Origin of the sequence: Pseudomonas sp. Pseusp88 (genome assembly GCF_047303955.1) — a bacterium.
Lineage (GTDB): Bacteria > Pseudomonadota > Gammaproteobacteria > Pseudomonadales > Pseudomonadaceae > Aquipseudomonas.
The window spans coordinates 25,703-48,819 of the sequence record NZ_JBGLYM010000014.1 but is presented as its reverse complement, the minus strand read 5'-3'; the positions used below and the strand labels follow the sequence as shown (position 1 = coordinate 48,819).

General features: G+C 60.6%; 21 protein-coding genes. 17 read left to right on the top strand and 4 right to left on the bottom strand.

Going from position 1 to position 23,117, the window contains the following annotated elements; translation table 11 throughout:
• Nucleotides 1–37: 37 nt before the first annotated feature.
• Nucleotides 38–1,861, top strand: coding sequence for a CocE/NonD family hydrolase (locus tag ACCD02_RS18105; RefSeq protein ID WP_413304793.1), 1,824 nt, complete (start codon nt 38–40; stop codon nt 1,859–1,861).
• A gap of 1 nt (nt 1,862) precedes the next feature.
• Here the strand turns inward: ACCD02_RS18105 and ACCD02_RS18100 are convergent, their stop codons facing one another.
• Nucleotides 1,863–2,303: a CBS domain-containing protein gene (locus ACCD02_RS18100; RefSeq protein ID WP_413304569.1), complete on the bottom strand. Its 441-nt coding sequence runs from the start codon at nt 2,301–2,303 to the stop codon at nt 1,863–1,865.
• A 426-nt stretch (nt 2,304–2,729) separates the two neighbouring features.
• On the opposite strand from ACCD02_RS18100, the gene ACCD02_RS18095 reads away from it, so the two are divergent.
• From ACCD02_RS18095 to ACCD02_RS18085, 3 genes are all read left to right on the top strand, one after another.
• Entirely contained in the window at nt 2,730–2,993 is a 264-nt protein-coding gene (locus ACCD02_RS18095; protein WP_413304566.1) for a hypothetical protein, read from the top strand.
• 242 nt (nt 2,994–3,235) lie between these two features.
• Nucleotides 3,236–3,958: an autoinducer binding domain-containing protein gene (locus tag ACCD02_RS18090; protein ID WP_413304563.1), complete on the top strand. Its 723-nt coding sequence runs from the start codon at nt 3,236–3,238 to the stop codon at nt 3,956–3,958.
• A gap of 140 nt (nt 3,959–4,098) precedes the next feature.
• On the top strand, nt 4,099–4,875 hold the full coding sequence (locus tag ACCD02_RS18085) for an alpha/beta hydrolase (protein WP_413304561.1): 777 nt from the start codon (nt 4,099–4,101) through the stop codon (nt 4,873–4,875).
• 139 nt (nt 4,876–5,014) lie between these two features.
• On the opposite strand, the gene ACCD02_RS18080 is transcribed toward ACCD02_RS18085, so the two are convergent.
• Both ACCD02_RS18080 and ACCD02_RS18075 read right to left on the bottom strand, forming a co-directional pair.
• The gene (locus ACCD02_RS18080; RefSeq protein ID WP_413304558.1) at nt 5,015–6,445 is read right to left on the bottom strand and encodes a mechanosensitive ion channel domain-containing protein; all 1,431 of its coding nucleotides are present in this window, start codon (nt 6,443–6,445) and stop codon (nt 5,015–5,017) included.
• Nucleotides 6,446–6,514: 69 nt separating this feature from the next.
• Nucleotides 6,515–7,537 carry an alpha/beta hydrolase fold domain-containing protein gene (locus ACCD02_RS18075; RefSeq protein ID WP_413304555.1) on the bottom strand — a complete coding sequence of 341 codons (1,023 nt, stop codon included), beginning with the start codon at nt 7,535–7,537 and terminating at the stop codon, nt 6,515–6,517.
• A 135-nt stretch (nt 7,538–7,672) separates the two neighbouring features.
• Here ACCD02_RS18075 and ACCD02_RS18070 point away from each other — a divergent pair, with 135 nt between their 5' ends.
• The 5 genes from ACCD02_RS18070 to ACCD02_RS18050 all read left to right on the top strand — a co-directional run bounded on the left by ACCD02_RS18070 (nt 7,673) and on the right by ACCD02_RS18050 (nt 14,025).
• On the top strand, nt 7,673–8,560 hold the full coding sequence (locus ACCD02_RS18070; RefSeq protein WP_413304552.1) for a LysR family transcriptional regulator: 888 nt from the start codon (nt 7,673–7,675) through the stop codon (nt 8,558–8,560).
• Nucleotides 8,561–8,801: 241 nt separating this feature from the next.
• Nucleotides 8,802–9,794 carry an MBL fold metallo-hydrolase gene (locus tag ACCD02_RS18065; protein ID WP_413304549.1) on the top strand — a complete coding sequence of 331 codons (993 nt, stop codon included), beginning with the start codon at nt 8,802–8,804 and terminating at the stop codon, nt 9,792–9,794.
• Nucleotides 9,795–10,031: 237 nt separating this feature from the next.
• Nucleotides 10,032–11,309 carry a c-type cytochrome gene (locus ACCD02_RS18060; RefSeq protein WP_413304546.1) on the top strand — a complete coding sequence of 426 codons (1,278 nt, stop codon included), beginning with the start codon at nt 10,032–10,034 and terminating at the stop codon, nt 11,307–11,309.
• A complete protein-coding gene (locus ACCD02_RS18055) occupies nt 11,306–11,770 on the top strand; it encodes a (2Fe-2S)-binding protein (RefSeq protein WP_413304543.1) in 465 nt (154 codons plus the stop codon). Before ACCD02_RS18060 ends, ACCD02_RS18055 begins: the two co-directional genes overlap by 4 nt.
• A complete protein-coding gene (locus ACCD02_RS18050) occupies nt 11,767–14,025 on the top strand; it encodes a molybdopterin cofactor-binding domain-containing protein (RefSeq protein WP_413304540.1) in 2,259 nt (752 codons plus the stop codon). The genes ACCD02_RS18055 and ACCD02_RS18050 overlap by 4 nt, the downstream gene beginning before the upstream one ends.
• 189 nt (nt 14,026–14,214) lie before the next feature.
• Here the strand turns inward: ACCD02_RS18050 and ACCD02_RS18045 are convergent, their stop codons facing one another.
• Nucleotides 14,215–15,423, bottom strand: coding sequence for an MFS transporter (locus tag ACCD02_RS18045; protein ID WP_413304537.1), 1,209 nt, complete (start codon nt 15,421–15,423; stop codon nt 14,215–14,217).
• Nucleotides 15,424–15,776: 353 nt separating this feature from the next.
• Between ACCD02_RS18045 and ACCD02_RS18040 the strand changes: the two genes are divergently transcribed.
• The 8 genes from ACCD02_RS18040 (at nt 15,777) to ACCD02_RS18005 (ending at nt 23,090) form a co-directional block, all read left to right on the top strand.
• Nucleotides 15,777–17,291, top strand: coding sequence for an ATP-binding protein (locus ACCD02_RS18040; RefSeq protein ID WP_413304534.1), 1,515 nt, complete (start codon nt 15,777–15,779; stop codon nt 17,289–17,291).
• A gap of 23 nt (nt 17,292–17,314) precedes the next feature.
• Nucleotides 17,315–17,929 (top strand): response regulator transcription factor, encoded by a 615-nt coding sequence (locus ACCD02_RS18035; protein ID WP_413304531.1) that lies wholly within the window; start codon nt 17,315–17,317, stop codon nt 17,927–17,929.
• 139 nt (nt 17,930–18,068) lie between these two features.
• Entirely contained in the window at nt 18,069–18,431 is a 363-nt protein-coding gene (locus ACCD02_RS18030; RefSeq protein ID WP_413304528.1) for a response regulator transcription factor, read from the top strand.
• A gap of 138 nt (nt 18,432–18,569) precedes the next feature.
• Nucleotides 18,570–18,983: a helix-turn-helix domain-containing protein gene (locus ACCD02_RS18025; protein WP_259108558.1), complete on the top strand. Its 414-nt coding sequence runs from the start codon at nt 18,570–18,572 to the stop codon at nt 18,981–18,983.
• A 188-nt stretch (nt 18,984–19,171) separates the two neighbouring features.
• The gene (locus ACCD02_RS18020; protein ID WP_413304525.1) at nt 19,172–20,092 is read left to right on the top strand and encodes a LysR substrate-binding domain-containing protein; all 921 of its coding nucleotides are present in this window, start codon (nt 19,172–19,174) and stop codon (nt 20,090–20,092) included.
• 131 nt (nt 20,093–20,223) lie between these two features.
• Nucleotides 20,224–20,640, top strand: coding sequence for a DoxX family protein (locus ACCD02_RS18015; protein ID WP_413304522.1), 417 nt, complete (start codon nt 20,224–20,226; stop codon nt 20,638–20,640).
• Nucleotides 20,633–21,211, top strand: a complete 579-nt coding sequence (locus ACCD02_RS18010) for an antibiotic biosynthesis monooxygenase (protein WP_413304519.1) — start codon at nt 20,633–20,635, stop codon at nt 21,209–21,211. The genes ACCD02_RS18015 and ACCD02_RS18010 overlap by 8 nt, the downstream gene beginning before the upstream one ends.
• Nucleotides 21,212–21,251: 40 nt before the next feature.
• On the top strand, nt 21,252–23,090 hold the full coding sequence (locus ACCD02_RS18005; RefSeq protein WP_413304516.1) for an amidohydrolase: 1,839 nt from the start codon (nt 21,252–21,254) through the stop codon (nt 23,088–23,090).
• Nucleotides 23,091–23,117: the final 27 nt, after the last annotated feature.

Sequence of the window (23,117 nt, the reverse complement as noted above, 5' to 3'; positions counted from 1 at the left end):
TTTTCCCATGACGATTTTCAATTCGACCGGCGCAGCCATGACGGTACTGCGCGACGTCGCCGTGTGCATGCGTGATGGCGTGCACCTGGCGACCGACATCTACCTGCCTGCCCATCAGCAGGGGCCGTGGCCGGTGATTATCGAACGCACGCCCTACGACAAGAGCCAGCCATCGCGCTCGGAAAAGCGCTTTGATGGGCATCACCTGAGTCGCGAGGAAATGGCGGCCGCCTTCACCCAGGCCGGTTTCGCCGTGATCTTCCAGGATTGTCGAGGGCGCCATGGCTCCCAAGGCACCTTCACCAAGTACATCAATGAGGGCGAGGATGGCTACGACACCCTGGCCTGGATCATCGAGCAGCCTTGGTGCGATGGCCGGGTCGGGAGCATGGGCCTGTCCTACGCGGCCCATACGCAACTGGCCATGGCCTGCCTCAACCCACCGGGGCTGACCACCATGGTGCTGGACTCAGGCGGCTTCTATAACGCCTATCAGTGTGGTGTGCGCCAGGGCGGCGCGTTCGAACTCAAGCAGGCGACCTGGGCTTATCGCCGGGCCATGGAAAGTCCGGCGGCCAAGGCCGACCCTGCCATCTTGCAAGCACTGCAGGATGAGGATATCCACGCCTGGTTCAAGCGCATGCCGTGGGGCGACGGGCAGTCACCTCTGCGCCATCTGCCGGAGTACGAGGGCTATCTGCTGGAGCAATGGTCCCGGGGACGTTTCGATGAGTACTGGCAGCAACTGGGCATTTATGCCGAGGGGCATTACTCGCGGATTCCTGATATTCCGGTGCTGTTCATGTCCAGCTGGTACGACGCTTATGTCAGCTCGACCCTGGCCAATTACGCCGCCTTCCGGAACGGGCGCAAGGCGCCGCAGCGGTTGATCATGGGCCCCTGGCTGCACGGTGATCGCAATATCACCCATAGCGGCAACGCCGAGTTTGGCCCGGCGGCGGCTTTCGACGGACATCTGGACAGCGATTGGCTGGCCTGTCGCCTGAAGTGGTTCGAGCAGCATCTCAAGGGCGAGGCTGGCGTAGAGCATGGCCCGGCGGTGCAGCTGTTCGTCATGGGCGGCGGCACGGGACGGCGTGATGCGCAAGGTCGTCTGGAGCATGGCGGGCAGTGGATCGAGGCTACGCAATGGCCGTTGCCGGAGAGCGAGGAAGTCGCCTTCTACCTGCAACCCGGTCTTGGCCTGGAAACGTCCACGCCGGTGTTTGATGCCGTGCTGAGCTATCACAGTGACCCCGATAACCCGGTGCCCACCATCGGCGGCGCGTTGACCTCCGGCGCACCGATCTTCGCCGGCGGCGCCTTCGATCAGCGTGAAACCGCCGGGTTCTTCGGCACCTCGGGGGACGGCCGGGCATTGAGCGAACGGGACGATGTATTGAGTTTTCACAGCGAGCCTTTGGCCGAGGACCTGATTGTCGCCGGCCCCGTGACCGTGCAGTTGTGGGTCGACAGCGATGGGCTGGACACGGACTTCACCGCCAAGCTGGTGGACGTCTATCCGCCCAGTGCCGACTATCCCCAGGGCTATGCGATGAATATCACCGACGGCATCCTGCGCTGCCGTTACCGGGACTCATGGCAGCAGCCGAGCCTGTTGGAGCCGGGACGCAAGGTGGCGATCACTATCGAGCCGTTCGCCACCTGCAACCTGTTCAAGCAGGGGCATCGCCTGCGCCTGGATATTGCCAGCAGCAATTTTCCGCACTTCGACGTCAACCCCAATAGCGGTGAGCCGGAGGGGCAGGCTGCGCAACGGCGAGTGGCGCGTAACAGCCTGCATCTGGGGCCGCAGAGCCCTTCGCGTTTGCTCGTGCGGGTACTACGGCGCCAGGGATAGGTCATTCGCCGCGAATGTATTGCTCCATCTGCGCGATCAGGCTGGCCTGTTCGTCGATCGCTTCCTTGACCAGGTCACCGATGGACAGCAGTCCGAGCAATTGGCCGTTGTCCACCACCGGCAAATGGCGCAGGTGCTTGTCGGTCATCAATGCCATGCAGGCCTCGACGCTCTGGGCCGAGTCGACGGTAATGACCGGCGAGCTCATGATCGCGCTGATCGGCGTGCCCACGGAGGAGCGGCCCTTGAGAATCATCTTGCGCGCATAGTCACGCTCACTGACCACGCCGACGACCTTGCTACCTTGCACCACCGGCAAGGCGCCAATGTTTTTCTCGGCCATCAACTGCAATGCCTCCAGAACCATCTGGTCGGGGCCTATGGTATGGACTTGCTGATGGTCCAGGGCTTTAAGCTTGAGGAGCTGGGCAACGGTCTTCATGGGCATTCTCCGGTGTGGCTTTGTATAGGGGCGGCGTGCCCTTGTTATTGATTGCCTGGGGGCTGTACGCGTTGTGGGACCGGCTTTAGCCGGGAAGGCGTATTTCCGGCTAAAGCCGGTCCCATAACGTTTATAGACATTTTGTGCAGGTGTTAAAGAATCATAGACAGTCTCCCGCAGAGCAAGAGCTCAATGCGGCGTTGAGCAGCGGGAAAACGCCATGGCGCGAATCTTCCAATTGGACTTAAGTGGATGACCAACCCGCCTATGGCCGCGCAATCAGCGGGCTAGAGCCTTTCGAGGGCGGGATCAGTGTTATCGATAATGGGTATGCGTGCGGGTGGTTTTTCATCAAGGGCGCTTGGCCGTAGATTTGGCCCATCACTTAGCGACTCACCACTTCATCAAGCCTCTTGGAGAAACATCATGAAACGTGCCATTGCCTTTGGATTTGCCCTTTCTGTCCTGACCGCTACTGCAGCCATGGCCAGCCCACAAACCGTAACCAGCCAGCCTTCCCTGGCCAGTGCCGCGAGCAGCTTGCGTCTGGTTGACCGCGTCCACGCTGACGGCAAGCAGGTTCGTGTTGCCCAGACCGGTGACAAGGCCTTCAGCCAGTCCCTGGAACAAGGCAAGGTCCTGGTCGCAGAAAACCGTCACGAGTTCGGTTCGCAGTATCAGCGCTACTGATTACGACCGTTGATACGGTTCGAAAAAAGCCCGGGTTTCCGGGCTTTTTGCTGTCCGGCAATTGCGAGTCAGGCCACTGGAATAGGGAATGGCTCGCGCATTTGGCATTGTAAATTCATACGTTAATGTAGGAAAAATCTTACTTCGTTGGTCATCTCGACCTTACGTTTCAACTTGGAGAACACGTTATCATCGCCGCCTGCACGGGTGACCTTCGTGTGTCATTCTCCATAGGCTTGAAAATGAATAAAGAGATGTTGGACGACTTCTCTGTGCTTGCTCGGACGGCATATAAGCGCGACTGGGAAAGTCATTTGCGCACAGTGTTACAGCGAATCGGTTATGACCATTATCTGGTGAATCCGGGTTTTTCGACGATCAATGATCCCTTCAATAACACCGTCACCAACTATCCCATGGATTGGATGCGTAGTTACAAGGATGAGAACCTTGTTGTCGTAGATCCGATACTCAGGCATTGCCGTCGCCATTTCGTGCCGCTGTTCTGGGGGCAGGCGCGCAGGCGTGCGCGTGGCGGATCTGTGGGGTTCTGGCGTACCTACGAACGTCATGGCCTTGTACATGGCGTCAGTATTCCGCTGCGCTACAACGATATGAGTGGATCACTCAGTGTTGTCCAATGCATACAGCCGGGCTATGAGTTTGATGAAGATCTCGATGGTCCCTTCGGAAAACTATTCATGCTCATTCCCTTTATGTTGGAGGGTGCGCGAAAACATCTAAGTCATCCGAATGAATTGCGCGGCGGTCTGACGATGCGAGAGTTTGAAGTGTTGAAATGGTCTGGCGCCGGTAAAACCACCTGGGAAATAAGCTGCATCCTCGGGTGTTCGGAGCGGACCATCAACTTTCATATCGGCAATGCCATTCGCAAACTCGGTGCCACCAATCGCCGACAGGCCGTCTGTGCGGCGTTGGCGCGAGGGTTGATCACCTTCGGATGAACAAAGGCGGCAGTCCTTCAAGCTGCAAGGCGCAAAAAAATAACGGCACCGGCGTGGAATAACCCCTTTCGGCGTTCGTCCGACTCACAACTGGCCAACATCGGCTGACCTTAGTCATTACTCCTGTCGAGACGAAATTCATGAAAATGCTCAACCCCCGCACTCTTCTCGCCGCTGCATCCCTGACCCTGCTCGCTGCCGGTATGGCCCATGCCGCACCGGCCGCGCCCATCCATAACATCGTGCTGGTACACGGCGCCTTCGTGACCGGTGCGGGCTGGAAGCCGGTGTATGACATTCTGGAAAAAGACGGTTACCACGTCTCCATTGCCCAGCATCCGCTGACCGGTTTTGCCGAGGACGTCACGGCGGTCAAGCGCATTCTGGCCATGCAGGACGGCCCGACCATTCTGGTCGGGCATAGCTACGGCGGTGCGGTGATTTCCGATGCCGGGACTGACGATCACGTCGCAGGTCTGGTGTATATCGCCGCCCACGCCCTGGATGTAGGTGAAACCGAAGCCGAAAACGGCAAGAAATTCCCCAATGCCACCAAGGCGGTGAAGAAGACCTCCGATGGATTCCTCTATCTGGATCCGGCGTTCTACCCGGCTGACTTCGCTGCGGACCTGCCCAAGGCTCAGGCTGAGTTCGAAGCCAACGCCCAGGCATTGACCTCGGCCTCGGTGTTCACCACTGCCGCGACCCATGCCGCCTGGAAAACCAAGCCAAGCTGGTACGCCGTGGCCAAGTCGGATCGCATCATCAACCCGGATCTGGAACGCATGTACGCCAAGCGTGCCAATGCCCACACCATCGAAATCGATGGCGCCAGCCATGCCGTGTATGAGTCCCATCCGAAAGAGGTTGCGGCGCTGATCGAACAGGCTGCGCAGCATGCGCTTGACGCCAAATAAACGCGGCAAAAACAGGATTGCGGGACTGGCTTTTAGCCGGGAAGCGTCGGTATAAACGATACATTTCTATCGTCTGTCATGTCGTCTACCCGGCTAAAGCCGGTCCCACAAATGCCGGTCCACCGAAAGTCGCGCACCTCTAACGGGTCTTCAGCCAGCCGAGGAATCCAGCCTTGCGCACGGCCGCGGGCTTTTGCAGCAACACGCTCTCGCTGCCGTGTTGGCGCACGGCCTGGAGTTTTTTCAGGGCCCGGGTGATTTCCGCCTGGCGCTCCATGGCGCTGCGCACCACGGATTTTTCCAGGCGATAGACCACGCAGGAGGTAAGGGCGGTAAAGCTCGCGTCGGACGGGGTGTCGGCAAGAATGCTTTGCTCGCCCATGACTTCGGTCGGCCCCATGCGGCCGGCTTCCACGGAGCGGCTGCCATCGGAGACTGTCGCCGAGACCACCCCGGTAGCGATCACCAGCAGGCTGTCGCTGACTTCACCGGCTTCAAGGATCACCTGCCCGGCGACGTATTCGTGGGGCACCAGATTCTGTGCCAGATAGTTCTTCTCTTCGGCGTTGACCGATTTGAAGATCTTCACGTCCTCCAGCAACGCCCGCGCTCGCGACATGCTGTTATCGGTGCTGATATCCGATTGCCAGGCGATGCCGGCGGCTTCCAGATGACGGTAAGCCAGGTCGAAGAGCAGGTTACGCACATCGACCTTGTTATCCAGGGAACGGATCGAGCCGGTGATGCTGTATTCGATAGTGGTCGGGCTGGCTTCCTTGACCATGGCCCTGGGTTTGGGCGACGGCAACAACTCGCGGCTGCCTTGCAGGGCGCGTTCGAGGGCGTCGAGTACACGGCGCGGGCGGATATTGGGCGAGACCATGATGGTGACGGAAATGCCGAAGCAATCGCTGGGGCGACTGAGGTTGACGATCTTGGCCTTGGCCGCAACCGAATTGGGCACCACAGCGGTACTGCCGGTGCCGGTGAGCAGGTGGGTGGCGCGCCAGTCGATATCCACCACCTTGCCTTCGACACCGTCGATGCTGACCATGTCGTCAACCTGATAGGGCTTGGTGGTATTAAGCACGATGCCGGAAAACACGTCACTCAAGGTGCTTTGCAAGGCCAGACCGACAATGATCGCCATGGCCCCCGAAGTGGCGAGCAGGCCTTGTACCGGCAGTTGCAGGACGTAGCCTGCCGCAGCCACGGCAGCGATGAGGAAAATCACCGCGCCCATGACCTCCTGCAAAAGGCGACCGCTATGGCCGATGCGGCGGGTCAGGAGAATGCCGAGCACGCCGGTCAGGGTGCGCGCAGCCAACAGCCACCAGAGGATACTCAGCGCGATCGCGGCCAGGTGACGCGGCCCGTCGTCCGGCCAGGGCGCCGCGTCCAGCGGGCTCATGCCAGCGCTGACGATTACGGCGCTATAGACCAGGAACAGCGCCAGGCGCGCCGCGACTTTATAAATCCGGTATTTGAACGGCAGCAGTTGCCAACTCAACAGGTCGATCAACAGGACAATGACGCTGGCAACAAACGGGTAGCTTTGAATGAACGACATGGTTGATCTTCCTGAAGGATAAATACAGAACAGCCCACGTACTGTGGGCTGTCTTTTACCTGCGTGCTGTTAGTTCAAGTGAGCTTTGAGTTCGCCCGCTGCCTGCCGCATCGCCGCCTTGACCTCGGGGATCTGGCTCAGGGGGTTGAGCAGGCCGTAGTCATGGATCATACCGTTGTAGCGCACTGCTGTGACATCGACACCCGCTGCATCCAGCTTGCGGGCATAGGCCTCGCCTTCGTCACGCAGCACATCGGCACCGGCGGTCTGCACCATGGCCGGTGGCAGGCCCTTGAGTTGTTCCAGCGTTGCCTGCAATGGCGAGGCGTGGATCTGCGCCCTTTGCCCGGCATCGGTGGTGTAGTTGTCCCAGAACCATTTCATCATGTTTTTGGTCAGGAAGTGGCCATCGGCAAATTCGTTATAGGAAGCCGTGTCGAATTTGGCGTCGGTCACCGGCCACAGCAGCAGCTGGAAGCGCAGGTTTGGCGTGTGTTGTTCCTTGGCCATCAGGGCGACTACCGCCGCCATGTTGCCGCCGACGCTGTTGCCAGCCACGGCCAGACGAGTACCGTCGACGCCGATTTCCTTGCCATGCTCGGCAACCCAGCGAGTGGCGGCGTAAGCCTGGTTGATCGCTGTCGGGTAGTGCGCTTCCGGGGACGGGGTGTAGCCGACGTAGACCGCGACCGCTCCGGAACCCACCACCAGGTCATGGATCAGGCGTTCGTGGGTCGGGTAGTCGCCCAGCACCCAGCCGCCGCCGTGGAAGAACATGAACACCGGCAGGTTGCCTTTGACGTGGGCGGGACGGACGATTTTCAGGGCGATGGACTGACCATCGGCCTGGATGGTGCGGTCGCTGACTTCAGTGCCGGACACATCGACCTTCACCGATTTCTGCGCACCGGTAAGCACGGCGCGGGCGTCGGCAGGGCTGAGTTCTTCAAGAGGGCGACCGCCACCGGAATTCAGAGCATTGAGGAAGACCTGAGTCTGGTGTTCGACCTGGGTGGTCGGCGTCGAAGCGAAGGCCGAGTTGATGGCCAGTGCCAGTACGGTTACGGTGGCGGCTTTCTTGAAGATGTTCATGGGCAATTCCTTGTGAGCAAATAATCTGTTTGGGTTGTTGCGCTGGCTGTTGCAGCGCGATGGACACAGATTAATGGGATGCCATGATGTGATAAATCCGCTGAAAGGCGTTTGACTGTCCACCTGAGCGTGACAATGAACCAGTTTGAAGACATGCGTATTTTTGCCCAGGTCATGGAGTCGGGCAGTTTCACGGCGGCGGCCGATCAGTTGGGCCTGTCCAAGCAGTTCATCAGCCGCCGTCTGATGCAACTGGAAGATCGCCTGGGCGTGCGCCTGCTTAACCGCTCTACCCGGCGCCTGGATGTCACGCCTCTGGGCCAGGCCTACTACGAGTCGGCTTTGCGCCTGGTCGCCGAGGTGGAACAGGCGGAGCAGAGCATTGCCGGGCAGAACGCCCAGCCTCGAGGCACTATTCGCCTGAGTGCGCCGCTGTCCTTTGCCATGGCTCATCTCGGCTGCCTGCTGCCTTTATTCCTGCAACGTTATCCCGAGGTCTCCGTAGAGCTGGATCTGAGTGACCGCTCGGTGGATTTGCTAGGGGAGGGCTATGACCTGGCCCTGCGCATCGGCCTGCTGGAAGACTCGACCCTGATTGCCCGGCGTATCGCCTTGATCGACCGGGTCTACTGCTGCAGCCCCGTTTACCTGGCTTCACGCAGTGCGCCCCAGGTGCCGGAAGACCTCAAGGACCACGATTGCCTGCCCTACGGGCATAGCCGCCAAGTGCAATGGCGTTTTGAACGCAACGGCAAGCCGCTGACCATCAACCTGTGCGGCCGCATGCGCGCCAACAATGGCGACCTGTTGCGCGATGCGGCGGTGGCCGGGTTGGGTATCACCTACCTGCCGCTGTTTATCGTCGGTGAGCAACTGAGGGATGGCCGCCTGGTGCGGGTGCTGGACGAATACCGCACCGAGCCGCTGGTGCTGTCGGCGGTCTACCCGCAACACCGGCAGAGTTCGCGGCCGGTGCAGGCGTTGATCGAGTTTCTCAAGGAGCACCTTATCGAGCTGGGATAGGGTAGCCGCGCAAGTCAAAAGTGGGACCGGCTTCAGCCGGGAATGCGATGCTAAAGGCCCGATAGACGCATCATCTGTGCCGACGACTTCCCGGCTGAAGCCGGTCCCACAAATTCGTGCGCTGTTCCGTTCGGCAAAACCAGCACAGCCATTCAATCCCGCGCCGTCCCCACGACCCCATGATTCCTGCCAATGCACACGCCACCCCGGCGTGTCGTATGAATCCAAGTGCGAGGACGCCATGCCGTTATCCCTTTCTCCCATCGCTCGTGTTCTGGGCCTGTCGTTGTTGCTGGCTTCCAGTGCCGCCATGGCTCAGGCACCGGCGCAGCAGAAAACCCAGGTGCCGGGCTATTACCGTCTGGCCGTGGGCGATTATGAAGTCACCGCGCTGTTCGATGGTTACAACGACCTGTCGCCCAAGCTCCTCCAGGGCATGACCCAGAGCAAGATTCGCGCGTTGCTCGCCCGTCGCGATATTGATTCCCCCGGCGTGCAGACTGCGTTCAACGCCTTCCTGATCAATACCGGCGAGCATCTGATTCTGGTGGATACCGGCGCCGGGCAATGCATGGGTGAAACCGCCGGGTGGCTATCGGCGAATATTCGCGCGGCGGGTTATCAGCCGGAGCAGGTCGATACCATTTTGTTGACGCACCTGCATCTGGATCACGTTTGCGGGCTGGTGGATGCGCAGAAAAAGCCGATCTTCGCCAACGCCACAGTCTATGCGGCCAAGCCGGAAGCCGATTACTGGCTCGATCCTGATGCCATGAGCAAGGTGCCGGAAGCGGCCCGGGGCTTCTTCAAGATCGCCCAGGAGTCCACCGCGCCCTATATCGCGGCGGCGCGTTTCAAGACCTTCACACCGGGCGAATCGCCGGTGCCTGAGGTGAAGACCACCCTGGAGGCCGGACACACGCCGGGCAGTACCACCTATCAATTCACCTCCAAGGGCCAGACCATTCTGTTCATGGGCGACCTGATCCATAACCTGGCGGTGCAGTTCGAGCATCCGGAAGTCTCAATCGGCTTCGATACCAGCGGCAAGGAAGCCATTGCCAGTCGTGAGCAGGTGTTCAGTGCGGCGGCCCAGAGCAAGATTTGGGTGGCTGCTGCACATCTGCCGTTTCCCGGCATGGGCCATATCAGTCAGCAGGATAAGCATTTCCAGTGGATTCCAGTGGAGTACGGCCCGTACCAGCGGGCGGCCAAAGTGCCGCTGCTTGAATAAGCTCGTCCTTCAGTACGGTGTTCAGTGTTGTCGAGCGCCGCATTGACCTCTTTTGAGCACGACCATTCAAGCCTGATACACGCACGGACTCTAAGGTTAAGGCATGGCCCGGGACGGACATTGTGCAGAGCGCAAATCAGTGTTGCGCCACAGGCTCATTCTCTGAATCCAGGGCTCCCCCTAACGTGAAGTGTTTGCGCGCCTCCACCCGGAGCGTGCTCATTTCAAGGAGCGTACATGAGGCGTAAAACCCTTGTTCAGGGCGGGCTTGTGCTCGTCGTCGTTGGTCTGGTGATTGCTTTCGCGCTGATGTGGCGTCCGGCGATTGCACCGCTGTCACAACCTGTTGCCAGCACGGATATGCAGAGCATCCGCCGCGGCGCCAGAGTCGTGGAGCAGGGCGACTGTGCGGTTTGCCATACCCGCCCCGGCGGTGCCTATATGGCCGGTGGCCTGCCGTTGGTGACGCCATTCGGCACCCTCTACACCACTAATATCACCCCGGACCCTGCCACCGGCATTGGCCTGTGGCCGGAAGAGGCGTTTATCCGCGCCATGCGCAAGGGCGTCGCCCGTGATGGTCATTTGCTCTATCCGGCGTTTCCCTATGTGCATTACAGCCGGATGTCCGACCGGGATATCAGCGATGCCTATGCCTTCCTGACAAGCGTCGACCCGGTCGAGGCCCATGCGCCGCCCAATCAGATGATGTTTCCGATGAATTTCCGCCCGCTGGTGGCGTTCTGGAATCTGTTGTTTCTGCACGGTGCGCCGTTGCAGGACGTGGCCGGACAATCACCGCAATGGAATCGCGGGCGTTATCTGGTAGAGGGCGCAGGACACTGCTCGTCATGCCATTCACCGTTGAATTTCATCGGTGGCGAGAAGGGCAGCGAGCTGTTCAATGGTGGCGTTGTCGATGGCTGGGATGCGCCCTCGTTGCGCGGTCTGGGTGCCGGCAGCCATCCGTGGAATGCCGAACAACTGCAAGCCTACCTGCGCGGCAAGGTCGCCGAAGGTCATGGCGCGGCGGCCGGGCCGATGTTGCCGGTCAGCTTGAGCCTGGCGCAGTTGCCGCCGTCTGATGTGCAGGCGATTGCCGACTATATCCTCAGCCTGCAACCCACGTCCGCCCCATCCAAGGCGCCACCCTGTGCGCAGGCTCAGCCAGCGGTAGCGGCGACAAGTGAAGGAGCCACGTTATTTGCCGGCGCTTGTGCCGGTTGCCATGGTCCGGCGGCGCCGATGCGCATGGTCGATGGTCGGCCTGGCCTTGAGCAGTCGTCTGCCCTGCGTGCCGACAGTCCACGCAACCTGATCAAGACCATGCTCGACGGCATTCCCCTGTCACGGGGCGACGCCAGTCACTACATGCCGGCCTTCGCCAATAGCCTGAACGACAGTCAGATAGCGGCGATTGCCGGGTATCTGCGTGAGCAAACCTGTTCCGCCCGTCCCTGGGCCGATCTGGACAAAACCATCAGTAGCCTGCGCCAAGAGGGACACGCGAAATGATCACCCTGAACGTCAATGGTCGCGACCACGCTCTGGATATCGACCCGGATATGCCGCTGCTCTACGCCTTGCGCAACCACCTGGAGCTCAACGGCGCCAAATACGGCTGTGGCCTGGGCCAATGCGGTGCCTGCACCGTCATGGTCGGCGACAAACCGGTGTTTTCCTGCCTGTTGCCGTGCTCGGCGGCGGCCGGACGCAGTATCCGTACCGTCGAAGCCCTGGGCAGCCAGCAGGCGCCGGGGCCCTTGCAGCAGGCCTTTATCGACAAGCAGGCCGCCCAGTGCGGTTACTGCATCGCCGGAATGATCATGCGCGCCCAGTCCTTGTTGCAGGAAAATCCCCACCCGGATGAGCAACAGATTCGCGAGCACATGGCGCCCAATCTGTGTCGCTGCGGCACCCATATGCGCATCATCGAAGCGATCCAGTCCGTGGTCGCCAGCGGGGTGCGGGTATGACTCGCAGAGAAGATCTGCCCGTCGATCCGGGGCGTCGTTCCTTTCTCATCGGCGGTGCCCTGGTGGTGGGTTTTGCCATGGTGCCGGGAGCGCGTCAGGCCTTTGCCGATACCGAGGTGGATACCCTGGGCACCGTGGTACTGGACCCGAATCTGCCGGGCAGCCTGCGTGCGACACCCTTTCTCGATGCCTGGGTGCGGATCGACAAGGAACACGGCATTACGGTTTATACCGGCAAGGTCGAGCTGGGCACGGGCGTGCGCACGGCATTGCTGCAAGTTGCCGCCGAGCGTCTTGACGTCAGCCCCGGCCTGATCAACTTCATCACCGCCGACACCGCACTGACACCCAACGAGGGCTATACCGCAGGCAGCCATACTATCCTCGACAGCGGAACGGCGCTGTTCAATGCTGCTGCGCAGGTGCGTCAGTTGCTGATCGAGTCCGCCGCTCGTCAGTGGCAACTGGCCCCTGCCAGCCTGAGCACCCGGGACGCTCTGATCCACGCCAGCGATGGCCGCAGCATGCCGTACACCGAAGCCATTGCCGGGGTCGATCTGCACCGTTACGCCAGCGCCCAGTCACCGGTTGCCGAGCCCCTGCAGTTCAAGCTGATTGGACATTCGTTGCCGCGCCTGGACATTCCCGCCAAGGTCAGCGGTGGCGCCAGTTATGTGCAGGACATGCGCCTGCCGGGCATGCTGCATGTCCGCGTGATTCGCCCGCCTCGACGCGGCAGTACCTTGATCGATATCGATCAGTCCGCTCTGGAGAAACTGCCGGGGGTGGTCAAACTGGTGCGCAATGGCAGTTACCTGGCCGTGGTAGCGAAAGATGAATGGCAGGCGGTCAAAGCCATGCGCGAGGGCTATGCCTCGGCACGCTGGAGCGAAGGCAATGCCTTGCCGGACGAAAACCATATCCACGAGCTGCTGACCCGCCTGCCGAAAAAGCACTATCCGGTGGGCAGCAAAGGCCGTCTCGAACCGCCGTCGTCCAAGGCCTATCGGGCCAGGGTGACCAAGCAATACCTGATGCACGGCTCCATCGGCCCATCCTGCTCGGTGGCCTGGTACAAGGACGATGTGCTCACGGTCTGGACCCACACCCAGGGGGTCTATCCACTGCGTGCCGGAATTGCCGAGATGCTCGGGCTGGCGGTGGCGAAAGTGCGTTGTATCCATGTCGAAGGCTCGGGCTGCTACGGCCATAACGGTGCCGACGATGCGGCAGCCGATGCCGCCCTGGTGGCCATGGCGCTGCCGGGTCAGCCGGTGCGGGTGCAATGGATGCGCGAACAGGAAAATCTCTGGGAACCCTACAGCTCGGCGATGCTGACCGAGGTGGAAGCAGACCTGGATGCTTCCGGCAAAGTGCGCAACTGGAAATACGAGCTGTGGAGCACGCCCCATAACGAACGTATCGTCAATGCCGGGCGGCTGATGCCCGCGTGGCTGCTGGCCAGTCCCTTCATTCCGGCGCCTTCGGTGCCGATTGCCCAGCCCGAAGGCGACGGCGATCGCAACGCCGTACCTCTGTACGACATTGCCAACACGCAGATCGACATGAATTTCGTCACGACGATGCCATTTCGCACATCGGCCCAGCGCTCTTTGGGGGCCCATATCAACGTGTTTTCCATCGAAAGTGCCCTGGACGAGTTGGCGGCCCGGGCCGGTGTCGATCCGGTGCAGTTTCGCCTGCAACACCTGAGCGATCCACGTGCCATTGCCGTGGTCAAGAGCGCCGCCAGCGCCTTTGGCTGGCCGCACAAGGCGACGGGGCCGGGCAGTGGCATCGGCTTTGCCTTTGCCCGCTACAAGAACGTCATGGGTTACTGCGCCATTGCCGTGCAGCTGCATGTGCAGCGCCAGACCGGCGAAGTGATCATCGACCGGGTGGTGACGGCGGTGGATTGCGGACAGATTGTCAGCCCGGACGGCCTGCGCAATCAGGTGGAAGGCGGGATTGTCCAGTCGGCCAGCTGGACCCTGTACGAAAAGGTCCTGTACGACCCGGCCGGGGTACGCAGCTTCGACTGGAGCGGCTACCCGATCATTCGCTTTCCGGCAGTGCCGGGCAGTGTCGAGGTGCATCTGCTCGATCAGCCGGGGCAACCGTTCCTGGGCGCAGCGGAGATCGTTCAGGGACCGATGGCTGCAGCGTTAGGCAATGCGATGGCTGATGCCACGGGCAAGCGGCTGCTGAATCTGCCATTGGCCAGGAGTGGCTGGCAGAAGGTGCTGGAGGGGTAGGTCCGTTTCTTCAAGCAACGTGTGGCTGTCGTTGGAGCGCTGCTTGCCCGAGAAGAGGCCGGTAATGCTGATAGGTCTTTTGAGACTGAGCCATTGCTTCGCGGGCAAGCCGCGCTCCAACGATTTCAATGGCAAACCAAAAAAAAGCCCCCGACCGCAAGGTCGGGGGCTTTGTTTTTGCGGCGAGGGTCAGGCGCGTACGCTCAGGCCCCGTTCAACGATCAAGAACACCACCAGGGCAATGGCGGGCAAGCCTGCGCCAAGCATGATCACGCCATGCCAGCCGGCCTGTTCGTAGATGCTGCTGGCCAGGGCCGAGCCGATGGAGCCGCCAATGAAGATGCTGGTCATATATAGCGCGTTGAGACGGCCGCGGCTGGCCGGGTCGAGGGCGTAGACGGCGCGTTGGCCCAGGACCATGTTCAGTTGTACGGCAAAGTCGAGGAGGATCCCTGTGACGGCCAGGCCGATCACGCTATAGCCCGGCGATGTCAGGCCGATCAGGAACGCCACCGGTGCCAGGATCATTGCTACCAGAGAGGCGCGCTGGGTGTGTCCGGCATCTGCCAGGCGACCGGCAAAGGGCGCAGCGATGGCGCCGATGGCACCGACCAGGGCGAAGATCGCGATCTGGCTTTGCGACAGGCCGTGCTGGCGCGCCAGCTCAATCGGCACCGAGGTCCAGAACAGGCTGAAGGCGGCGAACAGCAGCCCCTGATACAGCGCACGCTGGCGCAGCAGGGGGTGTTTGCGTAACAGGGTAAACAGCGAACCGAGCAATTGCCCGTAGCTGGCTTTGTGGTCCGGGGTGCGGCCGGGAATGGTCAGGGCCATCACCAGGGTAATCGCCAGCATGATCGCCGCTGCACCCATAAACACCACACGCCAGCCGAAATGGTCAGCCACCACGCTGGATAGCGGCCGGGCCAGCAGGATGCCGAGCAGCAGGCCGCCCATGATATTGCCGACCACTTGTCCGCGGGTCTGCTCAGGTGCCAGATGCGCAGCCAAAGGGATCAGCATCTGCACCGATACCGAGCTCAGGCCAATCAGCAGGGAGATGCCGAGAAAGAGGTTGGCGTGTTCGGCCAGGCCGGCGCTGAGCAGGGCGGCAGTCGCCACGACGGCGGTGGCCAGCATCAGTTTGCGGTTCTCGATCAGATCGGCCAGGGGTACCAGGAATAGCAGGCCGAGGGCGTAACCAATCTGAGTCAGGGACACGATCAGGCTGGCGCTATGGGCTGACAGCCCGATGTCCGGGGCAATCAGCTCGACGATGGGCTGGGCGTAATAAATATTGGCGACGATGGCGCCACAGCAAAACGCGAACAGCAGCACCAGGCCGCGGGTCAGGGTATGGGGCGGTGTTTCGACGGATGCAGTGCTTGTCTGGGTCATGTGCAAGGGCTCAAGTCAGGGGCGAGGCAGCGGGGTTGCTCGCCAATGGACGCCACCTTAGATGACCCGGCCGCCAAGGGGTATCCCGAAGCGCTGCAAAGTAGCCTTGCGCAAAAGGCAAAGGCCTCGGTTCAGACGGCTGCACGAAGGGCGTTCCCGCGCGGGTTAAACCAAAGAGTTAGTTTTTACCTGTGCGTATTAGGGGGCTATCCCTATAGATAATACCGGGCAGGTATTTTAACTGGTTAGATGCCTTAATGAAGCCAGTGTTGAAAGCCATTAACTAGCGATCCAGGCGCTGTCGGCGCTGTTCGGCAGGATACCTGTCACTACTTAGGGAACGAGTGAAATCAATGATCAGCCTCGGCCAAGTCCATGTCTCCCTTGAACTGAGAGACCTTTTCAAGAACGGCCTGCCGCTGCGTATCGGCACTCGCGCGTTCGACATTCTTGAACTGCTGGTCAACTGTCCTGGCCGTCTGGTGAGCAAGGATGAAATCCTGCAACGGGTCTGGCCGGACACCGTGGTCGAGGAAAACAACCTGCAAGTGCATATCTCGGCCTTGCGCAAGGCGCTGGGCGCTGACCGTGATCTGATCCGCACCATTCCCGGTCGCGGCTACATGCTGATGCTGGCCGAGGAGGGCAGTGAGACCGAAGAGGTTGAGCCGCCGCTGCCGGCATGTCAGGTGCGCTTGCCTTATGCCACGCCGCTGGTGGGGCGTGAAACGCTGCTCGATGAGGTATGCCTGGCGCTGCAGGACACGGCGTTGCTGACGCTGGTCGGTGCCGGTGGCATTGGCAAGACTACCCTGGCCGTGGCGGTGGCCCATCGCCGTTCCCGTGAAGAAACCCGGTCGGTCAGCTTCGTTTCCCTGGCGCAATTGACCTGCCCCGAGCGTGTTCTCGACGCTCTGGCATGTAACCTGGGCATCTGCTGCACGGCGCCGTCCTCGTTGTTGGAAGCGATTATTGATGAACTCAACCGCCAACCCCGATTGGTCATACTCGACAATTGCGAGCACGTCATCGAAGCGGTAGCCGCCCTGGTCGAACAGTTGATTCAGGCCTGCCCGGGCTCGACTTTTCTGGCCACCAGCCGTGAGTCTCTGCGTATCAATGGCGAACGCAGCATGGTGGTGCCGCCTCTGGCGCTGGCGCCGGAGGGTGCTGATCGGCAGACGGTGCTGCGCAGCACTTCGGCGCAACTGTTCCTCAAGCGTCTGCGGGCCCTGGACTGGTTCTTCCCGCAGAACGACGGCGCGGCGCTCGATGATCAGAGCGTGGCCCTGGTCGGGGAAGTCTGCCGCCGCCTTGATGGCATCCCCCTTGCTCTGGAAATGGCCGCTGCCCGGGCCTCGACCCTGGGCCTGTTTGAATTGGCGAGCAACCTGCAGGAACATCTGCACCTGCTCGGTGCCGGTCTGCGCACCGCGCCGGATCGTCATCAGAGCCTGGAAGCTTCGCTGCAATGGAGTTACCGTCTGCTCAGCAGCGATGAGAAGGCGGTATTGCGCCGAATTGCCGAGCTGCAAGGGCGCTTCACTCTGTATCAGGCCTGCGAGGTGGCCATATTGCCGGGTATCTCCCGCACTCAGGTCATGGACTGTATCGTCGGTCTGGCCCTGAAATCGCTGCTGGTGGTTACCGCCGAGGGGCCGTTCAAGTTCTATCGCTTGCTCGACGTGACGCGGCTGTGCATTCTGCAACGCACGGGCAAGGTCCCGCTGTCGTGCAGTCCTGAAACAATGACAGTGCGCAGCAACGGCGCTTCGCTAAGGGACCTGCGGGCTGTGGGTGCTGTCGAGGCGGCGTTGCCCGACATCTATCACCTGCATCATCAACGGATTCTGGCCACCAGCCAGTAGCCGGTTTTACGGATAACCGATTTATGAGTGCGACACCCGTGGTTTATGTGGTCGATGACGAACCGACAATGTGTACGTCGCTGACCCGCCTGCTCAGTTCGGCCGATCTGGCCAGCAAGAGCTTTGCCTCGGCCCATGATTTTTTGCAGGAAACCTTCATCGAACGCCCGACCTGCCTGCTGCTGGACGTCAATCTTGCCGCAGACAGCGGTTTCGATGTCCAGAGTGAACTGCTGCGCCGGGGCCTGCATTTCCCGATCATCTTCATGACCGGCTACGGCACCATCCCCATGTCGGTGCGGGCGATCAAGGCCGGTGCCCATGAGTTTCTGACCAAACCTTTCGAGCCCGACTACCTGCTGGATCTGATCGGCCAGGCCCTGGAGCAGGATCGCGACAACCTGATCCGGCGCCTGGAGACCGAAGGTTGCCGCCGCCGTTTCGAAACCCTGACGCCTCGTGAGCGGGAGGTCATGGCCCTGGCGATCACCGGCAAGATGATCAAGCAGATTGCCCATGAACTGGGCACCAGTGAAATTACCGCGAAAGTTCACAAGCGCCATTTAATGGCCAAGATGCAGGCGCGGACCCTGATTGATCTGGTGAAGATGGCCGATCGGCTGAATGCCGTCGAATAATTCCAGGGGCGAGGGTTTTTCGTACAAAAGTTGTACGAGTCACGCCAACCGGCACAACTATACATAGAGTCAATCCCCGTTCCGTCTTGTTGCGCGTACGCTGCTTTTCTAACTACCTGAAGGCCAAGAAGTTCAGCTTATGGTTCTGATCTGCGTTGTCGACGACGACGTGTCTATGCGCAGCAGCCTTGGCAACCTGCTCAAATCCCTGGGCTGTCACAGCATCGGTTTCGCTTCGGGGGAAGCGTTCCTGGCCTCGGCTGAAGCCGCCCAGGCTAGCTGTGTCCTGCTCGATTTGCGTATGCAGGGCATGCAAGGGCTGGACGTTTTACGTCATCTACGCGCCAGCGACTCGCATCCGGCGGTGGTGTGCATGTCCGCCCATGGTGATCAAGAAATTGTATCCAGAGTGATGGCGGCCGGAGCACTGGCCTTTCTTGCCAAGCCGTTTTGCGAAGAGCAGTTGATAGATGCATTGGCGCTGGCTGGGATTGTGATATGAGTTCCATTGCAAAAAATATGTAACGACAGTGCTGAATTTAGTGACGATTAAGAACGATTAATACCGGGCAAAGGACTTTAAGGCAGCGCCGGATTCAGACTTGCAGTGTGTCATCCCCTCTGAACAGGAGAGCCAGGAATGAATACTGTCAGTTCATCTTCGTTGCATCGCGTCACTTTACCGGCCCTTGTCATGATCGAACCGCAAGCGCTCGAACGGGTTGCGCTGTCACCCTGGCAGGAGCGTCGGGCCAAGGAAATCATGGCAAGCCACATGGGCCGCGGCCTGTCGATCGCCCGTATTGCCAGCGAGTGTTCGCTGTCACGCAGTCATTTTTCCCGGGCGTTCAAGAAGAATACTGGCGTTTCGCCGCGGGACTGGTTCCTGCGCATTCGCCTGGAAAAGGCCAAGCGCCTGTTGACCGAGTCAGACTTGAGTATCTCCCGTATCAGCCTGGACTGCGGTTTTGCCGACCAGTCCCATTTTACTCGGGTATTTACCCGTATCATTGGTTCGACGCCTTTCAGCTGGCGCCGTGCTTTACTGGCGTGAAGAGAGCCGCTGATCACAAGGTTGATGTGGGACCGGCTTTAGCCGGGAAGGGGGCGTTGTGACCGACACATTCTCATGGTCTGCCCCGGCGTCTTCCCGGCTAAAGCCGCTCCCACGAAAATCACCGCCATTGAACACTATGTGTTGTGTGATAGTTAGCCGATAACATTTCCGAACTGGATCTCCCCATGAACCGCAACGATCTGCGCCGCGTCGACCTCAACCTGCTGGTGATCTTTGAAGCGCTGATGTTCGAGCGCAATCTGACCCGCGTGGCCGAAAAGCTGTTCATGGGGCAACCGGCGGTCAGTGCCGCGCTGGCCCGTCTGCGCGATCTGTTCGACGATCCGCTGTTACTGCGTAACGGCCGGGGCATGGAGCCAACCGCGCGGGCGCTGGATATCCTCAAGGAGATCCAGCCTGCCCTGGATACCATTTCCGGGGCGGTCAGCCGGGCCAAGGATTTCGATCCTTCGACCAGTTGCGATGTATTTCGCATCGGTTTATCCGATGACGCCGAATTCGGCCTGTTGCCGCCACTGCTGACGCAACTGCGCGAAGAAGCGCCGAATATCATCATCGTCGTGCGCCGGGCCAATTACCTGCTGATGCCCTCCATGCTGGCGTCCGGGGAAATTTCCGTGGGGGTCAGCTACACCACCGATCTGCCCGCCAATGCCAAGCGCAAGAAGCTGCGCGATATCACCTGCAAGGTGCTGCGTGGCGATTCCCGCCCGGGCGCCCTGACTCTCGACGAATACTGCGAGCGACCTCATGCCATGGTTTCGTTCTCCGGGGACCTGAGTGGCAATATCGACCTGGACCTGGCCAAGGTCGGCCGCTCGCGCAAGGTGGTACTGGGTGTACCGCAGTTCAATGGTTTGCGTGCATTGTTGGCTGGCACCGAACTGGTCGCCACCGTACCGGACTACGCCGCTTGCGCTCTGGTCGAGGGATGTGCGTTGCGCGCCGACGAGCCGCCGTTCCCGATTGTCGCCGCTGAATTGTCCATGGTCTGGAGCGGGGTGCATGACAACGATCCAGCCGAACGCTGGCTGCGTTCGCGGATCAGCCAGTTCATGTCCGGGGCGTTGGCGGATCAGCCCTGATCCAATGCATATCTGTGGGTAGGCTGAAAGAGCACAACCATTCAATCTCCCGACCGCCGCGCCTTGCACTATTGAGTCTGAAAATAAGTCCGCTCTGAAGGGAGCAGGCCTCAAGGACAGACTGGTGTGCAATGAACGACTCTCCATCACAAGCCCTGGCCCATGACCTCGGCCTGCTGTTTCTACGACTCAGTGGCTCGCTATTCCTGCTCAAGGTTCATGGTCTGCCCAAGTTGCTGGACTACAGTAATCAGTTACTGAGCATCGAAGACCCGTTCCATCTGGGGGCCAGCCTCACCCTGATCCTGGCGATTTTTGCCGAAGTCGTCTGTCCGCTGTTTATCGCTGTCGGCCTGCTGGTGCGATTGTCCTGCCTGCCTATTCTGTTTCTTCTCGGGGTTGCGTTGTGGGTGGTGCATCCGGAGTGGAGTCTGGAACAGGGCCAGTTCGGCTGGCTGCTGCTGATTGTTTTTACCACCTTGTTGATCGCCGGGCCGGGTCGGTTCGCGCTCAACGCCCGTTTGCCCGGAGCACTTCGCAATGTCTGATACCACGCCGTTCAATCAGGAAACGGTCACGCTGCTGATCAAACACCGCATCAAGGCCGGCTCCGAGGACCAATACGAAACCTGGCTGCGCCGGGTTGTCGGGATCGCAGCGGGTTATCACGGCCATCTGGGCGTCGACGTGGTACGGGGCAAGGCTGGCGGTCTGCACCTGTTCACCAGTGTGCTGCGCTTTAGCACCACTGAGGCCATGCAACTCTGGCTCGACTCCGACGTACGCCGCGAGTTGATCAAGGAAGTGGCGCCGTTACTCGCTGACGGCGATGTCACTGAGGTCAATACCGACAGCCAGTTCTGGTTCAACCCCAGCGAGGACGCGCCACAGCCGCCGCGCTGGAAGCAGGCGGTGGTGAGCTTCCTGGTAATCCTGCCCCTGAGCATGCTGATCCCGCTGCTCTGGGGCCCGGTATTTTCCCTGCACGCGATCCTGTCCAGTTATCTGGTGAGCAATATCCTGATCACCGCGACCATTGTCCTGCTGGTGGTCTACCTGTGCATGCCCCTGGCCACGCGCCTGTTCGCGCCCTGGCTGACGGCGCGCCGGGAGCAATGACGCTGTCTCTGCTTTTTCACTCCCAGTCGAAGGAACTGTCATGAATGCTGAGCTGATTCTTTTTAACGGTAATTTTCATACGGTCGACCGCGAAAAGCCCAAGGCCGATGCGGTTGCCATCAGCGATGGCCGTTTCATTGCCGTCGGCACCGAAGCTGAAGTCATGGCCCTGCGCGGCAGTGCGACCCAGGTCATCGATCTCAAGGGCCGCCGGGTGATTCCGGGCCTCAATGACTCGCACCTGCACCTGATTCGCGGCGGCCTCAACTACAACCTGGAACTGCGCTGGGAAGGCGTGCCGTCCCTGGCCGATGCGCTGCGCATGCTCAAGGCTCAGGCCGACCGCACGCCGACGCCGCAATGGGTGCGCGTGGTGGGCGGCTGGAACGAATTCCAGTTCGCCGAAAAGCGCATGCCGACCCTGGAAGAGCTGAACCAGGCGGCGCCTGATACTCCGGTCTTCGTCCTGCACCTCTACGACCGTGCTCTGCTCAACCGCGCCGCACTGCGCGTGGCCGGTTACACCCGCGATACGCCGAACCCGCCGGGTGGCGAGATCCAGCGTGATGCCAATGGCGACCCGACCGGCATGCTGGTGGCCAAGCCCAACGCAATGATTCTGTACTCGACCCTGGCCAAGGGGCCGAAGTTGCCGCTGGAATATCAGGTCAACTCGACTCGCCAGTTCATGCGCGAGCTCAATCGCCTGGGCGTGACCAGTGCCATCGATGCCGGCGGCGGTTTCCAGAACTACCCCGATGACTACGCGGTAATCGAACAGTTGGCCAAGGAAAAGCAACTGACCGTACGCATCGCCTACAACCTGTTCACCCAGAAACCGAAAGAAGAGCTCAACGATTTCAAGAACTGGACCAGCTCGGTGACCCTGCATCAGGGCGACGACTTCCTGCGCCACAACGGCGCGGGCGAGATGCTGACCTTCTCCGCCGCTGACTTCGAAGACTTCCTCGAGCCGCGCCCCGACCTGCCAGCTGGAATGGAACAGGATCTGGAGCCGGTGGTGCGCCACCTGGTCGAGCATCGCTGGCCGTTCCGTCTGCATGCCACTTATGACGAATCCATCTCGCGCATGCTCGATGTGTTCGAGAAGGTCAATCTGGACATCCCTTTCGCCGGTCTGCCGTGGTTCTTCGACCATTGCGAAACCATCACGCCGAAGAACATCGAGCGCGTCAAGGCGCTGGGCGGTGGTATCGCAATTCAGGACCGTATGGCGTTCCAGGGCGAATACTTCGTCGATCGTTACGGCAAGAAAGCTGCCGAGCACACACCGCCGATCAAACGCATGCTCGCCGAAGGCGTACCAGTGGGCGCCGGTACCGACGCCACGCGGGTATCGAGCTATAACCCTTGGACTTCGCTGTACTGGATGGTCAGTGGCCGCACTGTGGGTGGCCTGACCCTGTATCCGGAAGGCCTGTCCCGCGCCACCGCGCTGGAGCTGTACACCCATGGCAGTGCCTGGTTCTCATCGGAACAGGGCAAGAAAGGCCAGATCAAGGTCGGTCAACTGGCCGATGTGGTGGCCCTGTCGGCGGACTATTTCACCGTGGCCGAAGAAGAGATCAAGGGCATCGAATCGGTGCTGACCGTGGTCAACGGCCGCGTGGTCTATGGCGATGGTGATTTCGAGAACCTGGCACCCACCGCATTGCCGGTCCTGCCGGACTGGTCGCCGGTGGTCAAGGTGCCGGGGCACTGGCGCGCTTCCTCGCCGATGCAGGCCCAGGTTCACCAGTGCAGCGGCCCGTGCGGCGTGCACTCCCACAGCCATGACAAGGCGCGCATGTCCAGTGTGCCGGTCAGCGACTTCCAGGGTTTCTGGGGCGCATTCGGCTGTTCCTGTTTCGCGTTCTGATTGTTACCGACCAGGCGCTGCCGCCTT

Bases quoted from the DNA above. Each gene is read 5' to 3' on its own strand.
- ACCD02_RS18030 (WP_413304528.1), top strand. From the start codon at position 18,069: ATGGTTCTGATCTGCGTTGTCGACGACGACGTGTCTATGCGCAGCAGC.
- ACCD02_RS18050 (WP_413304540.1), top strand. From the start codon at position 11,767: ATGACTCGCAGAGAAGATCTGCCCGTCGATCCGGGGCGTCGTTCCTTT.
- ACCD02_RS18100 (WP_413304569.1), bottom strand. From the start codon at position 2,303: ATGAAGACCGTTGCCCAGCTCCTCAAGCTTAAAGCCCTGGACCATCAG.
- ACCD02_RS18085 (WP_413304561.1), top strand. From the start codon at position 4,099: ATGAAAATGCTCAACCCCCGCACTCTTCTCGCCGCTGCATCCCTGACC.
- ACCD02_RS18025 (WP_259108558.1), top strand. From the start codon at position 18,570: ATGAATACTGTCAGTTCATCTTCGTTGCATCGCGTCACTTTACCGGCC.
- ACCD02_RS18105 (WP_413304793.1), top strand. From the start codon at position 38: ATGACGGTACTGCGCGACGTCGCCGTGTGCATGCGTGATGGCGTGCAC.
- ACCD02_RS18065 (WP_413304549.1), top strand. From the start codon at position 8,802: ATGCCGTTATCCCTTTCTCCCATCGCTCGTGTTCTGGGCCTGTCGTTG.
- ACCD02_RS18095 (WP_413304566.1), top strand. From the start codon at position 2,730: ATGAAACGTGCCATTGCCTTTGGATTTGCCCTTTCTGTCCTGACCGCT.
- ACCD02_RS18040 (WP_413304534.1), top strand. From the start codon at position 15,777: ATGATCAGCCTCGGCCAAGTCCATGTCTCCCTTGAACTGAGAGACCTT.
- ACCD02_RS18055 (WP_413304543.1), top strand. From the start codon at position 11,306: ATGATCACCCTGAACGTCAATGGTCGCGACCACGCTCTGGATATCGAC.
- ACCD02_RS18060 (WP_413304546.1), top strand. From the start codon at position 10,032: ATGAGGCGTAAAACCCTTGTTCAGGGCGGGCTTGTGCTCGTCGTCGTT.
- ACCD02_RS18090 (WP_413304563.1), top strand. From the start codon at position 3,236: ATGAATAAAGAGATGTTGGACGACTTCTCTGTGCTTGCTCGGACGGCA.
- ACCD02_RS18010 (WP_413304519.1), top strand. From the start codon at position 20,633: ATGTCTGATACCACGCCGTTCAATCAGGAAACGGTCACGCTGCTGATC.
- ACCD02_RS18015 (WP_413304522.1), top strand. From the start codon at position 20,224: ATGAACGACTCTCCATCACAAGCCCTGGCCCATGACCTCGGCCTGCTG.
- ACCD02_RS18005 (WP_413304516.1), top strand. From the start codon at position 21,252: ATGAATGCTGAGCTGATTCTTTTTAACGGTAATTTTCATACGGTCGAC.
- ACCD02_RS18080 (WP_413304558.1), bottom strand. From the start codon at position 6,445: ATGTCGTTCATTCAAAGCTACCCGTTTGTTGCCAGCGTCATTGTCCTG.
- ACCD02_RS18070 (WP_413304552.1), top strand. From the start codon at position 7,673: ATGAACCAGTTTGAAGACATGCGTATTTTTGCCCAGGTCATGGAGTCG.
- ACCD02_RS18075 (WP_413304555.1), bottom strand. From the start codon at position 7,537: ATGAACATCTTCAAGAAAGCCGCCACCGTAACCGTACTGGCACTGGCC.
- ACCD02_RS18045 (WP_413304537.1), bottom strand. From the start codon at position 15,423: ATGACCCAGACAAGCACTGCATCCGTCGAAACACCGCCCCATACCCTG.
- ACCD02_RS18035 (WP_413304531.1), top strand. From the start codon at position 17,315: ATGAGTGCGACACCCGTGGTTTATGTGGTCGATGACGAACCGACAATG.
- ACCD02_RS18020 (WP_413304525.1), top strand. From the start codon at position 19,172: ATGAACCGCAACGATCTGCGCCGCGTCGACCTCAACCTGCTGGTGATC.